The sequence below is a fragment of the Actinomyces sp. zg-332 genome (assembly GCF_011751945.2).
In the GTDB taxonomy this organism is placed as follows: domain Bacteria; phylum Actinomycetota; class Actinomycetes; order Actinomycetales; family Actinomycetaceae; genus ZJ293.
In genome coordinates this window covers 1,100,651-1,117,635 of the sequence record NZ_CP064951.1, presented here as the reverse complement: position 1 = coordinate 1,117,635, position 16,985 = coordinate 1,100,651, and the positions used below count along the sequence as shown (strand labels likewise).

The 16,985-nt window shown below is 32.5% G+C and carries 7 protein-coding genes; all 7 read left to right on the top strand.

The window, feature by feature from the left end:
• The first annotated feature begins 384 nt into the window (after positions 1-384).
• The 7 genes from HCQ94_RS04570 (at position 385) to HCQ94_RS04540 (ending at position 16,290) form a co-directional block, all read left to right on the top strand.
• Entirely contained in the window at positions 385-2,340 is a 1,956-nt protein-coding gene (locus HCQ94_RS04570; RefSeq protein ID WP_166982291.1) for an ATP-dependent nuclease, read from the top strand.
• Between the two features lie 255 nt (positions 2,341-2,595).
• On the top strand, positions 2,596-2,922 hold the full coding sequence (locus HCQ94_RS04565) for a hypothetical protein (protein ID WP_166982289.1): 327 nt from the start codon (positions 2,596-2,598) through the stop codon (positions 2,920-2,922).
• A gap of 518 nt (positions 2,923-3,440) precedes the next feature.
• On the top strand, positions 3,441-4,910 hold the full coding sequence (locus HCQ94_RS04560) for a Sau3AI family type II restriction endonuclease (protein WP_166982287.1): 1,470 nt from the start codon (positions 3,441-3,443) through the stop codon (positions 4,908-4,910).
• Between the two features lie 15 nt (positions 4,911-4,925).
• A complete protein-coding gene (gene dcm, locus HCQ94_RS04555; protein ID WP_166982285.1) occupies positions 4,926-6,194 on the top strand; it encodes a DNA (cytosine-5-)-methyltransferase in 1,269 nt (422 codons plus the stop codon).
• Between the two features lie 479 nt (positions 6,195-6,673).
• Positions 6,674-7,657, top strand: a complete 984-nt coding sequence (locus HCQ94_RS06255; protein WP_232525707.1) for a 3'-5' exonuclease — start codon at positions 6,674-6,676, stop codon at positions 7,655-7,657.
• A 631-nt stretch (positions 7,658-8,288) separates the two neighbouring features.
• A complete protein-coding gene (locus HCQ94_RS04545; protein ID WP_166982283.1) occupies positions 8,289-11,807 on the top strand; it encodes a proline dehydrogenase family protein in 3,519 nt (1,172 codons plus the stop codon).
• Between the two features lie 1,237 nt (positions 11,808-13,044).
• A complete protein-coding gene (locus HCQ94_RS04540; protein WP_166982281.1) occupies positions 13,045-16,290 on the top strand; it encodes a hypothetical protein in 3,246 nt (1,081 codons plus the stop codon).
• Positions 16,291-16,985 lie beyond the last annotated feature (695 nt).

The window sequence follows — 16,985 nt, the reverse complement described above, 5'->3', positions numbered from 1 at the left end:
AGCGTTTTACTGTATGTATATTTTTTGTATGAAAATAACTTTTTAATAATTTTTATATTTACATAATTTAATAGATTAATCTACCTTAATTTTTCCAATTTTGGGTTTAATTTATGTAAATTTTATAACGAAATGGTTACAATAATATTAAATATAGGTATCTATGTGAAGTTTTTGATAAGTGTCATGAAACTTCATTAGAGACGGTAGACTAACACAACGGAGTGATAAGAGGCTACCGGAGGATATTTATGGGGAGAAATATGGATTTACTCTCTGAATTATTCGAAATGATGGAATAAACAAATGGGCTTGTGAATGTGTCTATTTAGGATGTTTGTAACAATCTCTGTAATAGTTATGTGAAATATTAGGAGTTTTGATATGATAAACAAGATATTAATTAAAAACTATCGCTCCATTAAAAAATTGGAAATTAATAATATTTCTAATTCACTAGGATTAATAGGGGAAAATAGTTCAGGTAAAAGTTCTATATTATCTGCTATTTTGACGTTTCTTGGGGAATATGATGTAAAAGATTCTGATTTTAGGTTTAGTAAAGATGAGGAACAAGAAACAGAAATTGTTATAGGAGTAGGATTAGACTTTGATGATTTCTCAATTAAGAGAATTATGCATGATATAAAAATAGATGAGAAAACACCACCATGGTATAGTAATGCACTTGAAAAATCCAAAGGTCGAAGAGCGAGAAATATTGAAAGTAAGTCATACATAAATGATTTAAAACAAAATATAAAAAAAGAGTGGGGTATTTCTAGAAATAGCACATCATTATATTTTAATATAATTTATAAGAAATCTAAGACTATTGAAAATAAGAAATCTAAGACTATTGAAAAAGAAATCTTTTTAACGACATATGACTTTAAAGAAAATAAAGAGATAAAAATAAGTCAAAAAGAAATAGAACAAATAAAAAATACTATTCAACCAAGGTACGCCTATTTGCGCGATGAAAGAAATTTCAATCAAGAAAGGTTAGGGGAAACAGACAGCACAACTAACAAACTATTTAGTTTGTTACTACCACATATGAATGTTAAAAGAGATTTAGAAGATAACATAATTGAGGAGACCCCTATTTCCGAACTATCAATTCCACAGATTAATCAATATTTATTGAGAAGAATTCAATTTGAAGCACAAAAGGTAACCACCGAATTAAATAGAAACTTTAAGGAATCATACGATGATGACGTGGAAATTGAATGGCAATTTTCAAATCAATTTTTTGAAAATATAAGTATAAAAACAAATTTTAAGTTTTCGGGTACAGATTCTAATATCGACTTTCAGTCAATTGGCTCTGGGACTAGAAGTATGTATAAGATAGCTTTATTGCAAACACTGGTAGAAATGCAGAAAGATGAAGCAGAACCTGTTTTATTTTTACTAGAGGAACCTGAACTGTATCTTTACCCTAAATTAGAAAAACAAATGTCAAAACTTATTTGTGGTATTGCAAAAGAAAATCAAGTTTTTGTAACCACACACTCTCATATGTCGATTATAAGTTTTAAAAAAGGTTCTTTTTACGAAGTTTATAGAGATAAGAAAACAAAACGCCCATTGCCAGTTAGTAAAATTCGTCCGATTGGCTCTAGCTTAGAAGCAATGAAAATACTAGGCTATGATGTAACCTATCTTTTAGGAAAAGACTACATTATTTTTGTTGAAGGTAAAGACGATCAGAAAGCATACGAATGTCTGGTTAATACAATATTTGGAAAAAGTTATAGTTCGAAATTTATGACTATGAGTGGTGTAAATAAACTAGAAATGGCTGTAAATTGTAGCTTATTAAAGTATATTAATACAAATTCTAAAAGTGTATTTATTATAGATTCAGATGGTGGCGAATCTGAAAAGATAAAAGAAAAAGCTATAGAAGAAATGATTAAAGTTGATAAAGAAGTAAAAGAAAAAGATTTACATAATAGAATAATTGTAACTAAATACTGTATGTTAGAGTGTTATACATTTGAAAAAGATTTATTGATTAATGATATGACAGATGAAGAGTTTGCTAGAAAAAAAGTGCAATTTATTGACGAATATAAAGAAGATATTAATGAGATTTTGTATTCTAGGAATAAAAGCACATTAGACGAATTAATAGAAAAATCATTATCTGATGAGCAAAAATTCGACTATATTCGAAAATATGGTTTTACAAAGAAACTAATTAAAAAATTCAGAGGAGTTATAGGAGGAGCTGGATTTAAGAAGATAGATAAATTAGACAAAAAGGAACTAGAAAAATATTGTCACTCTCTGATTCAAGATTTAAAAAAGGTATTTGATTTAAAATAATTGGAACTAGGTTAGGTAAAATCTAATAAGCATAAATTAGATGAATTATCCATCGTGTAATAAATAAAAATCTTTTGCTTTGAAACGGATATACGGTATTGAGTAGTGTAGAGTAGGTAAGTGGGATTGATTTTAGGGCTTATAGTAAAACGAGTTAACCATTATTGTAGTGAATGCTGGTTTTGTAGCAGAGTTTAACGAATCAGCATAAACTAAAACTATCGCATACCTTTATACGGGAAGTAGACAACTGTTATGAAAAAGAAACTTCTGATTGCTTTAGTGACTCTGATTACCACAGTTGAGACTGCTGTTTTATTCCTATTTTTTCTTGCTTACCGTGCGGATTATTCTGAGCGAGAAGTTTATCGTGGTGACCTTGCTGTAGTACATGAAATTGGTTCACCTTATTTGTTTGGCTCAGCTCATTATCGTGTGTATAAACCACAAATGTTTGATGTTTATGTTGCTGATGATGGTGACAGAGGAAAAGTTAAAGTTGAGTCAAAAAACGGCTACACTATTATAACTTTTAGTGGAAGTGAACAGCACGACAGCGTATTTACTTTCCCTCAACAGTAGAAGACAAAATAAATTAGCATTAGTGAGCCATAAAAGAAGTAAGTGAAATTAGAAATTGTATACTTACGAAAATATATTCTGGTAACTCAGCATCTGCTTTGTAGACTATAACAATAAAATAAAAATGGGAAAGTGAAACAATTATTTGCTTATAAGGTAGTGGAGAAATATTCAATGCATGGGGTAGTATATGGTATCTTAAGTTGTGAAGATGAAAATATTTAGAAATAATAACGAACAATTATAACTTAAGTACTTTAACTTGATGGTACTAAAATTATTTTAACTAGTAGTTACAAAATGATATTAAATAACTGTTTATTCCATTTCGGCTATACGTATTTTTGTGAAAATTATTTAAACTACACTGGTATATGTATTTTGGTATATAGTAGTATATTCTTAGTAATCTTATGTTTACTTTGTGAAATATGGAAGCTACAAATTTTGTTATCTTAGTTTATAGCATTGTGTACAAAATATTTGTTGGTATTGAAAAATAAATAGGTGACTTAACTATGGAAAAAGAAGGCTTACCTTATGATGATACAAGTATAAAAGATATACTGCGTTATTCTCAAGAACTAGTAGGTCTAAGTTTTGCAGATATCTTATCTAATTTTTTCAAAGATGAAGAATTATCAGAAAAAATATTGCACTATAACAACCCTAGGAACAAAGGTAGTTTAGGGAATCTATTGGAAGAATACTATTTTCTTTATAAGCCGAATAATATTTCTAGTCCTGATTTTAAAAAAGTTGGATTAGAGTTGAAAGTTACGCCATATGAGAAAAGCAAAAAGGGAGTTAAAGCTGGTGAAAGGCTAGTTATTACTATGATTCCTAATAATAAATCTATAGATTTAGATTTTACAGGATCTTATTTAGAACAAAAAATTAAAAATATTTTAATGATTTGGTATTATAGAATAAAAGGTCAAGAGAGAACTGCATATAATATTGATTTTGTAAATTTGTATGACATATATTCGAAAGTATGTGCAAAAGATTTAAAAATAATTTTAGATGACTATAAGATTATTGTGGGTAAGATAAAATCTGGTAATGCCCATAATTTGTCTGAGAGCGATACAAAATATTTGGGTGCATGTACAAAAGGGGCGACTGCCGATAGAAGTTTACAACCGCAATATTATAACAGTAAAATCAAAGCTAAGAGAAGAGCATTTTCACTTAAACAATCATATATGACTTATATTTTAAATAACTATGTACAACCCGGATTGATGAGCTATGATTCTATATTTACTGAAGAAGAATTAGAATATGGAGATTTTGACGGAAAAGTAATAGACAAGATTAAAACTTATATTGGCAGAAGTGATAAAGATTTATATAACGCATTTACTGTAACAAATTCTAAACAAAAAAATAAACTATTAGTTAATAAAATACTGGGTGTTAATACAGATAACTCAGAAGAATTCGCCAAAGCTAATATAGTTATTAAAACAATTCGAGTCAAAAGAAATGGGATTCCCCGTGAGAGTATGTCTTTTCCTAAAATAACTTTAAAAGATTTTGTAACTAAAGAATTTTGCGATTCTTATACATATGATTATTTTGCAAGTACTAGATTTCTCTTTATTGTTTTTAAAGAAAATGAGCATGGAGAATATATCTTGAAAGGGTCTAAGTTTTGGAATATGCCAATACAGGAGTTAGAAACTACAGGTAAAAAAGAATGGGAAGCATATAAGAATAAAATCTCATCTGGGGTAGAATTTACTATAACGTGTGACAGTAATGGTAGACAGAGAGTTTTGAACGATTTACCAAAGAAATCTGACAATGAAATTTTTCATCTCAGACCACACTCTGCCAAAAGTGCTTACATAATCAAAGGAATAAGATACGGTAATGGTAGTGACATAGATATGGATGAATTACCAAATGGTGATAAAATGACGCATCAGTGTTTTTGGTTAAGTAACTACTATATTGCCAATATTATTAAAGATGTATGAAGGAGATAGATTTTAATGAAATTGACAGTAGCAGAATTATTTGCTGGTGTAGGAGGTTTTAGAGTAGGTTTAAATCATATTAAGTCTTTATCTGAAGAGGGAAAAGCAATCGAAAAAGGTGACTGGGATTTTGTATGGGCAAATCAATATGAACCGTCAACAAAAGCACAGCATGCTTTTGACTGTTATATAAAAAGATTTGGGGTTATGAATCATTCAAACGAAGATATAAATAAAGTTGATAAAAAAGATATACCTTCACACTCGTTGTTGGTAGGAGGATTTCCTTGTCAAGATTATTCTGTAGCAAGATCAGTTGCTAATGAGAAAGGGATAGAAGGTAAAAAAGGTGTCCTATTTTGGGATATTAAAGACGTATTGACTGAAAAAAAACCTCCTTTTGTTCTACTCGAAAATGTAGATAGACTATTAAAATCTCCAGCTGTAAAACGTGGAAGAGATTTTGCTATAATGCTCAAAACACTTGATGAATTGGGATATGATGCTCAATGGAGAGTAATAAATGCTGGTGATTACGGAATGCCACAGAGAAGAAGAAGAGTGTTCATTTTTGCGTATAAAAAATCTTTATGTTGGACTAAAAGTATAAAAAATAGTGATTGTAATCTTAATGAAATTAATATTTTTAATCAGGAGTTTCCTGTTAATATTGTTGGTGAAGTAAAAAAAATAGATTTGAATGGTTATATAAGTACTCTTGATGTTTCGAACAACTATGCTGATAGTAAATTTTTAGATTCAGGAATTATGATTGATGGTGTTATAAGTCACGCTAGTATTGTTGCTATAGAAGAGGAAAAATATTTACTAAAAGAAGTTATTAATCAAGCTGTAGACTATAACACAAATATTTTAGAGATTACTATTGATGAAGGAAAAATTGAGAGATGGAAATATTTAAAAGGCGCAAAAAAAGTTGAGCGAAGGTCAAAAAGTGGTCATTCTTATTTCTATTCGGAAGGGGCTATGTCATTTCCTGATAACTTAGAAGAGCCGGCAAGAACCATGTTAACGAGTGAGGGTACATTAAATAGATCTTCACATATCATATACGATGAGAGGATAAAAAAGTACAGGATTTTATCACCTGTAGAATGCGAATTAATACAGATGTTTCCTATTAACTGGACTAATACGATGCCGAATAGGAAAAGATATTTTATGATGGGGAATGCGTTAGTTACAGGAATAGTGTCAAGACTAGAACCAAGGTTAAAAGAAATTATTATAAAGGAACCTGAACAAATCGACAGTTATTTATAAATATAAAATATTTACAGTGGTTTTAGATATATGGAGGATATACAACAATGTTTTAAATGGTTTTATATTGAGTTATAAATACACATGATAGGAATTTAAAATAGATTTAGATTCTGTAAGCATGAAAATGTTTAGAACAGGACTTTTGAGAATGGTTGATATATAACTCATGTGACTATAAGAAATATTCGTTATCTGTTAAGAATATCACAAAATTTCAAGATAGTATTTCACCTAATCTAAAATTGTTTGTTACGACGTACAATGATGCTATTGCTCTGTCTGTAGAACTTATACAAAAGATATATGCTGATGCTATTCCTCAAGCCTTACTTCCCAATATTAAAAATAATTTATTTCCTTATGGAAGATTATCTAAAATACTAGGTAAACAATTTTCATATATCACCAATTACTTTAAATACGTAAAAAAATACTAAAATTTGGATAGAATCTACTGAAAATTGGGGTAAATATGGGTGGATGAAATCGCTGAACTGAAACGTGAAGGAAAGCTTGAAGAAGCCTTAGAAATAGCTAAAGGTTGTATGAAATCTATGGTACAAGTAGCCTTGTCCAATAGTGATAATGCTATGGAGTACTATGTGATTCAAGTGGCTATAATTCAACATAAGCTCAAAGCTTATGAAGAAGAAGTACAAACGATACAAAAGTGGCTGGACTATGATATTAAACCTTACCGCAGTGATTATCGCATTTCTTTACACAAACGTCTTGCTAAGGCTAGAGAACTTGTCGCTAAAACTAAAGGTATGGATTCTAAGCTTTATAATGATAGTTGGAGAAATCTAATTGAAGTAGAGCAAAAGGAAAAGGAGCAGAACCCTAAACTAGCTAGAGTATCCACAGGGAAAACAGTCATGCGCGTGTATTTCAACCATTCTAAAAGTAAAAAATCAAATAAGCCCCGTTTTATACCATTGGCTGAAGAATTAGCTTCGCCTAGCTTTGTGGCTGTTGACTTTGAGACTGCTAATACGCAGAGGGTTTCAGCTTGCCAAATTGCACTTGTAAAAGTTGAAAATGGGCGAGTTATTGATAAGTATACGACCCTCATTAAACCTCCAGAAGAATACTCTTACTTCGAATTTACTTACTTGCATGGAATAGATTTTGAAGATACACGGCAGGCTCCTTATTGGGAGGAAATAGCGTATAAAGTGCAAGAGTTTGTGGGAGATCTGCCTGTATATGCTCATAACGCTTCTTTTGATTCTGCTGTATGGCGTCATCTTGATGAGTATTATGGCACTGAGACTTTGCCTAAGAAATTCTACTGCACATACTACACTGCTCGTAGAATGATACCTGGCCTTGCAAATTATAAACTTCCAACTGTAGTAAAAGTGTGTGCTCCGGATTATCATCTCGAACATCATAGGGCTGACTCTGATGCTTATGCTTGTGCTTTGATTGTTTACTCACTACAGCAGAGCTTATAAGGTTTATCGTAGTCTAAAACCAATACGACAAGTTGCTTAACTAAGTATAAACTGCAGATATAATTCAAAATCTGTTTCGGGAATATGGGTCGACTGTACCTAATTTTATACCCACATGTTGCACACTTACTTTGCCACTTTCTTGTTTAGAATTAGGTATAAAGTACTTAAATTTTAGGTGATTTTAAGCACACTACCGGCAAAAAATTATTATAAAAATAGTTATATAAATGTTGAAAAAGTTATCAAAATGAAAGTATTTAAAAGCTGTTTTATTTGTGTGAATATGTAGTTTATATTTTAAAATGTTTGCTTTTGTAAGGAAAACAACTTTGTGGTTCAAAACAATGTAAAAGTACTACAAGAAAAGCATTTTAAAAATGATATGTAAATGAAATATTTACGGGTTTTGAAACTTAAAAACTCCTTTATTATTTTGAATGAGAAGTATTTTTGAAGAAATCTGAAGTTTGTAAAGATACTTAAAAGTACTTACCATTAATTGATGTAACAGTTCAAAGTATTCAGTGCAGAATACCTATAAGAATAAACTACTGTAGCGTCTGAATATCGATACTTTTATACGAATATATAAAGTACCTGTCGATTATTCAAATAAAAGGGAGAGCTCATGTTTAACATGGAAGTTAATTATGAAGAAATTGGTGACTTAGCTGTTGAAAGAGCTATGAAATGGCTTGAGCGTTCAAGTGCTTATCCTGATGACCGTGTTGCTGAACTTTTATCCAGAGTTTTAAAAAGTCCAAACGGGCTAGAGTTTACTGTTGATTTTGTTGACCGTGTTATTCGCCCTGAGGATTTAAAGGTAGCAGCTGATAGTATTGCTCGTCTTTCAAAAGAACCTAACGATTTCCTTCCTCCCTATTTGCGAATTCCTTTGTTGCTTGGCGGGAGATTAGCTCCAATTGTTCCGAGTATTTCTGTTCCTGTTGCTAGGAAAATGTTTCGTTCACTATTAGGTGACCTCGTATTAGACGCGCATGGCAATAACCTAACGAAAGCTATTGCTAAGTTGAAATCACAGGGTGCTAGACTGAATATGAACTTACTAGGTGAAGCTGTTTTGGGTGAAAAAGAAGCTTCAAAACGCCTAAAAGATACTATGAGATTGCTTGAACGTGATGATGTTGAGTATGTTTCCATTAAAGTTTCAGCAGTTATTGGTCCGCATAATAAGTGGGCATATAGTAATGCCGTAGAATACGCAACTAATGCTCTTTTACCTTTGTATGAACGCGCTAATTCTTATGAAACTAAAAAGTTTATCAATTTAGATATGGAAGAATATAACGATCTTCACTTAACTATTGATGTGTTCAAGCGTATTCTTTCTCGTCCTGAATTTTTGAACTTAAGTGCTGGAATTGTTTTACAAGCCTATCTGCCTGACGCTTTAGACGCTATGAAAGATTTGCAAGCATGGGCTAGTGAGAGGGTTTCACGTGGTGGAGCTCCGATCAAAGTTCGTGTTGTAAAGGGCGCTAATTTATCTATGGAACGAGTCGACGCTATAATTCATGGTTGGGAACTTGTTACGCAACCTGACAAGGAAAGCACTGATGCTAATTATATACGTGTGTTAGATTGGGCTTTGAGACCAGAACACACTAAAAATGTGCGTATTGGTGTCGCAGGTATGAATTTGTTTACTGTCGCTTTTGCTTATGAATTAGCTAAGAAACGAGGAGTTTTCCAAACTGGCGGAGTAGAGTTTGAAATGCTTGCAGGAATGGCATCAACTCAAGCTAAGGCCATAAAAGAAGACGTTGGCTCCGTATTGTTTTACGTTCCTGTTGTAAATCCTAAAGAATACGATGTGGCTATTGCTTACCTTGTTAGAAGACTAGAGGAAAATGCCTCATCAGCAAACTTTATGTCATCTTTGTTTGAACTTAACTCAAATGAAACAGTTTTAAATAGGGAAAAGCAGCGTTTCCATAAAGCTTTGAGTAAGGCTTTTGAAATTCCAACCACTGCTCGTAGACAACAAAATCGTTTGACTGAAACAGAAGAAGAACTCACAGAACTTATGACTGACGAAAATGGACAGTGGACTTTCAATAACACTCCTGATTCAGATCCATCTTTGTCAGCTAATGTGAAGTGGGCTGACGGTATTACTTCACGAATGAAAGACTCAAAGCTAGGTATTAGTGAAATCGAAGCTTGCCGTGTTGAAGATAGCCAAGTTTTATCTGATATTGTTTCAAAGGTTGCTAAGGCTGGTGAAAAATGGGCTGGCAGAAGCGTCGAGGAGCGTTCAGACATTTTACATAAGCTTGGTGTTGCTTTGAGTTTGAATCGTGGGAAGCTAATTGAAGTTGCTGGCTGTGAGGCTGGTAAAACTGTTGAACAGGCTGATATTGAAGTTTCTGAAGCTGTGGATTTTGCCCACTATTACGCTGAACAAGCTAAAGAACTTGATAAATTAGATGGAGCAGTCTTTGTTCCATCAAAAGTTGTTGCCGTTATTACTCCGTGGAACTTCCCTATAGCTATACCTCTTGGAGGAATTGTTGCTGCACTAGCTAGTGGTTCAGGTGTTATATTCAAACCAGCTCCTCAGTCATCTCGTGTTGGTGCTGTTTTGGCTGAGATTTTATGGGAAGCTGGAATCGACCGTGATCTTGTTCAATTAATTGATATTTCTGAGGGAGATTTGGGTCGTGAACTCATTGAAAATCCGCTTGTTGATAGGGTAGTACTAACTGGTGGTATTGAAACTGCTCGCTTGTTCAAAACTTGGCGTCCAGATTTAGGGTTGCTTGCTGAAACGTCTGGTAAGGACTCAATTATAGTCACTCCTCAAGCAGACATTGACTTGGCTGTAAAAGACGTGGTCTACTCTGCCTTTGGACACGCTGGTCAAAAATGCTCAGCTTGTTCTACCGTTATTTTAGTAGGATCTGTTGGAACTTCTAAGCGTTTCCATGACCAGCTTTTAGACGCCGTTAGGTCTCTTAAAGTTGGTTATCCTTGGGATAGTGATACTCAGATGGGGCCACTTGTATCTAAGGCTTCAGGTAAGCTATTACACGCTCTAACCAGTGTGGAAAATGGTCAGCATTGGGCTTTGGCTCCTCATCAGTTAGATGACTCAGGTAAGTTGTGGTCTCCTGGTGTTAGAGCGGGCGTAGTAGAGGGTAGTCAATATCATTTGACTGAGTATTTTGGTCCTATATTGGGTGTAATGCGTGTAGACACTTTGGAGGAAGCAGTAAAGCTGCAAAATGCTACTCAGTTTGGTTTGACTGCTGGTTTACATTCGTTAGATTCGCAAGAGATTAACTACTGGCTGGAAAACGTTCAGGCAGGTAATATTTACATCAATCGTGGTATCACTGGAGCTATTGTTCAACGTCAACCTTTTGGTGGTTGGAAACGCTCATGTGTTGGTAATGGAACTAAAGCGGGTGGGCCGTCATATCTGTTTGCTTTGGGTAGCTTTGAACGTGATTACAATACTTTACTTGACGAAAAAACCAACAAACTAATTAGTAGTTATGATGGGGAAGGAAAATATACGAGCTCTTCAGTGATTGCTTCTGCTATGGCTGTTGCTGAGGAATTGACTGAGGGAACCAAGTATGCAAAAGCTTTAATATCTTCTTCTGATAGCTATGCTCGTAAAGAGTTTTTTATAGGTCATGATCCTTCTAACTTACAGATTGAAAGAAACATTTTACGTTATCTTCCTATGGATGTTCTGATTCGTTTGTCTAAAGGGCAAGCACAGTGGCAATTGCTGGCTGTGGCTGCTACAGCACTAAATTTAGGAGCTAAGATTAGTGTTTCTGTTGAAGATAATCTTGAAGTTAGTATACGAAAATTCCTTATTTCTCATGGTGTTGAAGTTATACAACATAGTGAAGAAGATTTTTATAAGTGGCTTACATTTTGGAGTTCTAAGGCAGGCTTTGATGCTCGCATACGCCTAATTGGTGGAGATATCGAAACACTGTGTAAAGAAATTCCTAATGAAAATATTACAGATGTAGCAATATGGCATGGCGAGGTTACTTTCAACGGTAGAATTGAGTCATTACCATTTGTCCATGAGCAAGCAGTATCTATTACAAATCACAGGTTCGGTAATCCTACACCTTTGAGTAGTCAAATAAATTTGTGATTTAGAATTTTTATGAAAAGGGTGAACATCTTACACCCTTTTTATAGTTAATGAATAAAAAATCTTAACTGTTAAGGCTCTCTTAATTTAGTAAATATTTGATATTGATAATTTGAATAACGTTTATATTTTATAAGTTTTATAGTTTTTGTTTTCACTAAATGCTAGTTATTTCTTTATCATAAAGTAATAAAAATACGGAATTTTATTAGATAATTTTTGTTACCTTCAAGGTAAAAAATAGAATTATGTTTATATTTATTAAAAATCTATAACATAGATAAAAGCTTTTGTGCTCTACTTATTTCTTGAAAAACAGGGGAAAAGTACCAGTTTTACTGTGACATTTTAGAGTATTTTTATTCTTATAAAATGGTAAATACTTCTATATTTCGGGCGTTTTTTAGTATTTCGGGCTTTGTTTGTTTGCTTTTTATACACCATCTAGTCATATTGGATAAATTAACAAAATTTAATTATTTGTTTTCTGGAACATTTTTATATTGTGCGTGTCTTGTTGAAAAAACAGGGTTTTTGGAAAGAAAAAAATGTAACGAAAATATTAAGATTTATAACAGTAGTATTAAGTTTGCTTCTCTAAAAAACGACACGAAATAATATCAAGCTAGAATTTACTTCATCATTCTTAGGGGAAGAATGAGTGCATGCAAAAAATATAAAGTTATATGTGAACTTAATACATTTAATAAAATTGATATTTTTCATTTATTACAGACTCTGAACACTCTTTTAGCTTAGGAGAAGTGTTTAAAAATAGAAGAAAGTAGAGGGAAACAGATGAGTTTTATGAAAATTACAAAGAAAATAGTAACTAATGCAAAAATAACTTTATACAAAAAATTATATCTAGCTAGCAAAACTTATCCTACATACAAAAAAGTAAGTTTTAACATAAATTTTCTATCCTATAAGTTTCACATTTCTAAAATCTATGCTGATTTCCTAGAAAATATAGAGATAAAACATGTATTCAACATAAACGAGAATAAGTACTTAGCAAATATAAAGTAGCTATAAAAACTTTCTAAGAAAAAATCTATATGGTTACTGAAAGTTTATACAACTTAAAAGGTAGAAGTTACTTCATAAAAATCAGCAACAAAATCCCTGAATACTATTTTCTTCACGTGAGAATAAAACCAATCAAAATTTTATAAGTCAATTGGTAATTATTTGATGTCTAATCAATTCGAAATATAAAAGAAAGGAGAGTTAATTGGACAGTAAGCAGAAACTGACAAAAAGTTTCAAAAATAAAATAGCTTGTGTAACTTTATTCACTGCTTTAGTATCATCACAATTTATATACTTACCAAATTCATACGCAGTAAAGAACTTAGATGACGACAACTATGCGACTAATGAAGAAATACAAAAAGCAAAATTTGATGCAAAACCAGTAAACGAGAATATAGATCAAAAAATTTCCAAGGTTCAAAATATGTTTTACGCACAAGGGGAAGCTTCTAAACTAACTGAAGAAAATCCAATGCTCAAAACAACAAATTTACCGGGCTGGGAAATAATACCTGACAAAAACGGAAATAAAGAAGTAGTAGTATTTTACGACATATTGAAAGCAAAGACTGCTGCAAAAGCTTCAGATGGATTAGTTACAGGAAATGCTCCGCTTGGAGGATTCTATGAACAAGCTAGTAATGGGCGTTGCTTACCGTGGCTTACGGCATATCATAAATCTAAAGAAGCTAGACCTGGATATATGCAAATTACACATCACCCTGAAGTAAGATTGCTCTATATTGGTGCAGGACAAGGAATATCGCAGACGTTTGATGTAGTTGCTGGACAGCACTTTGCTGCTGAAAGTATAGCAATTAGACCAGATTCAAACGGGCCAAGTAATGTGAGAATAAAATTTTATAATGCTCAAACGGGAGATGAAATTACAAATTATGGCGTAGGTAGTAATAATTCAAATAGACATTATCCAGCTAGTTGGGGAACTGTTGGATCGCGTCTAGAAAAAGTTCCTGAGGGAATCTCACAAATTAAAGTTGTGGTTTCAGCTGAAGGAACTCCACTTATTCTGGGACCAATAGATGTACGTGGTGGTGCAAACCTAAAAATCTATAAAGACATACTTGAAAGCGAAAAAACAGCTAATCCTGTACTAAAACACGAAAATGATAAAAGTTATAACTCAGGAAAAGCAATTCGTGAGGGCGACATATCAACTATAGCTCTAGAAGTCAAAAATGTTGGACAGGGAATAACTCAGGGAAGTATCACAATAAACGATAAGATTCCTGAGGGGTTCGAGTTTGTTGAAGGCTCTGTAAAAGTTTATGATGGCTTGGGAAACGATATATCTGAATACGCCTCACTTAAAAAATATTTCTTTGAAATAGATAAAGAAAACGGCACAATAACAATAAGACCTGCAACAAATGACGCTCGTTCAGGTTTATATTCTATGAGAGAACATGGTGAATTCTTTGGTATGGGATTCGAGGGTTACAACTCAGAAAAGGGAAAAACCGCAAAATCTAGCCATGCATTAAAAGTAACTTATAAAATAAAGTCTACTTTTAACAAAGATACAATTGGTAAAGATGAAAACGGTAAGCCGACAGATATAAAAAGTATATTTACCCAAGCTTCAGTTAGTTTTTCTAACCTCTGGGAAGGAAAATCTGTAAGAACTAATTATGCTCCAGTGATAAAAGCAGCAATAGGCACAAATACGCCACCTGTCATAGATAATAAGGCAAAAACAGTAACGATTGATCCTAGATCTAAAGATAGTAAAGATTTACTGGAAAAAGTAACTGCCCAAAATAACGTTACTACAACTGACTATGAAGATGACATTAGAAAATATGCGACAGAAAAAACGATAGTTTCTATAAAAGATTCTGATGATAAAAATATTGCTGACTTAGAATCTATTCTTGATAATGCTGGAAAATATACTATCACTTATCAAGGTAAAGACGCTGATGGAAACTTATCTAATACGGTTACAACAACTGTAACTGTTATAGATGTGCCACCTTTAGCTCCACTTGTAGGTAGCGTGAACACTGCTGGTAAAGAAGTTCCTATAACTATTCCAAGTGATAAAGACTTATCTTCTATCGAAATTACTCTCTCTGGTAAGAAAGAAAAAATTGTAGTTACTAAAGACAAAGATGGTGATTGGAAACTTGATGGTAAAACTATAAAAGTTGAAAACAATGTTTTATTACTACCACTTCCTAGTGATGTTAAATTGGTAGAAGGTAATGACAAAATTACTGCTATTGCTAAGGATAAAGCTGGTAACTCTTCACCAGAAGGTAAGGGAAATGTAACTAATAATCCTCCACAAATTACAGTTACTAATAAAGCAGATGTTGAAAAACTAAGTACTGTAGATTTACTAAAGGATATAGTAGTCTCCGATAATGAAGATGATAGTTATATTGACGATAACAAAGTAACTTCTCGTAAATACGAGGTTACTTTACCAGACGGGGTAGTCAAAACAATAACTGAAAAAGAACTACGAGCTTTTACTCCTTTAAATACAGGTATTTATAAAATCAAAGTTGTTGCCACAGATAGTGACGGCAAAGTGGCTGAAGACACATTTACGGTCAGAGTTAAAGAAACACTTCCAACAGTGATCCCAATAGCTCCAGTTATTGATGAAATTGACACAGTTTCAAAAGTAATCCCTATTAGTGTTTCAACTGATAATCCTAAAAAACTTGAGGTAGCAGTTACTGGTAAGGATGAAAAAGGGAATCCTAAAGTTGAAAAGATAATATTGATTGCTAATGAAGAAAACGGGAAATATAAGTGGAAAGATAGTAAAGGAAGGGAAATTAAAGTTGAAAATAATAAGATTTTAGTACCAGTTCCTCCGCTATTTGTATTAGAAAAAGGAAAAGATAAGATACTTGCTGTTGTTACAGATACGAAAGATACTTCTTCTCCTCAAGGTAAAGGCAAAGTGAATAACACTTCTCCTAAGATTCATGTAGAAAGTAAAGGTAATCTTACCAAGGGAGAAAGCGTTAATTTATTGGATAAATTAGTAGTGTCTGACAAAGAAGATGATACGGATACTTCTGATAAGAAAAATACAAGTATTACATATAGACTTACATCACCTGACGGTAGTGTAAAAGTAGTTACTGAAACTGAGTTACTATCATTTACCCCTGATGTTATAGGAACTTATTCAGTCGAAATTACTGCTATAGATAGTGATGGTGATGATGCTGTTGCTTCTTTCACGTTTAATGTGCAAGAAAAACAGCTACCCCTAAATCCTAAGGATAATATTGTTGTGAATCCAAAGGATAAGCATAATGAAAAAACTAGTAAAGTAACTTTAAAAGCTATGGCTAACACCGGTTTAAATAGCAATCTTGTTGGTTATGTTGGAGTTACTATGATAATCGGTTTTGCGTTATTGCTAGTTGGGGTTAAGAATAAAAATAATAGATATTAGAGCTAGGCTAAGTTGTTAAAAGTAACCTAACTCTAATACTAAAGTTACATAATATATCCACAGATACATTAGTAACTAGAATGGTATGTTCTTAATGTATTAGAATAACATGTTTTTAAAATGAGTGTCATGTTATGGAAATATTGGTAACTTGGAGGGCTTTGTGCTTTTGTGTGCAAAGCCCTCTTTTTACACTCTTGTTCTTCCTACATGGAGGGTGTTTTCCGCTTACTTTATATTTATTTCCGCTTACTTTTTATCACTTAACTTTCTTTCTTAGTCTATAGCTGTCTGTCTATTTATTAGAATTTAGTTACCTAGCTATTTATTTATCTAGATCTAGCTTGTTTTTCTGTCTGTATATCTGTTTGCTTATCTACCTGAGTATTTTCCTCTTCCTTTTTAAGAATTTTCTCCTCTGCTTACTTCTTAGTCTTTACTTACTTTTTAGTTAGTTTTTGTGTAACTTTTTCCACATAGATAATGGAATTATTAAAAAACTGTAAGCATTTAATAAACTTTTATTATTCGTAGAGTTTTAGTTGAGCTAACTAATTTAATACGAAATATATTTAAAGCTAAGAAAAATATAAATAAGTTAAAGCATGTAAAAGTTTCGAAGTCTTTATTTTCAAAAGTTATATTAAGTCATATTTGCTTATGTAGAATAGTTCCAAAGTTTAGAAGATAGTAGC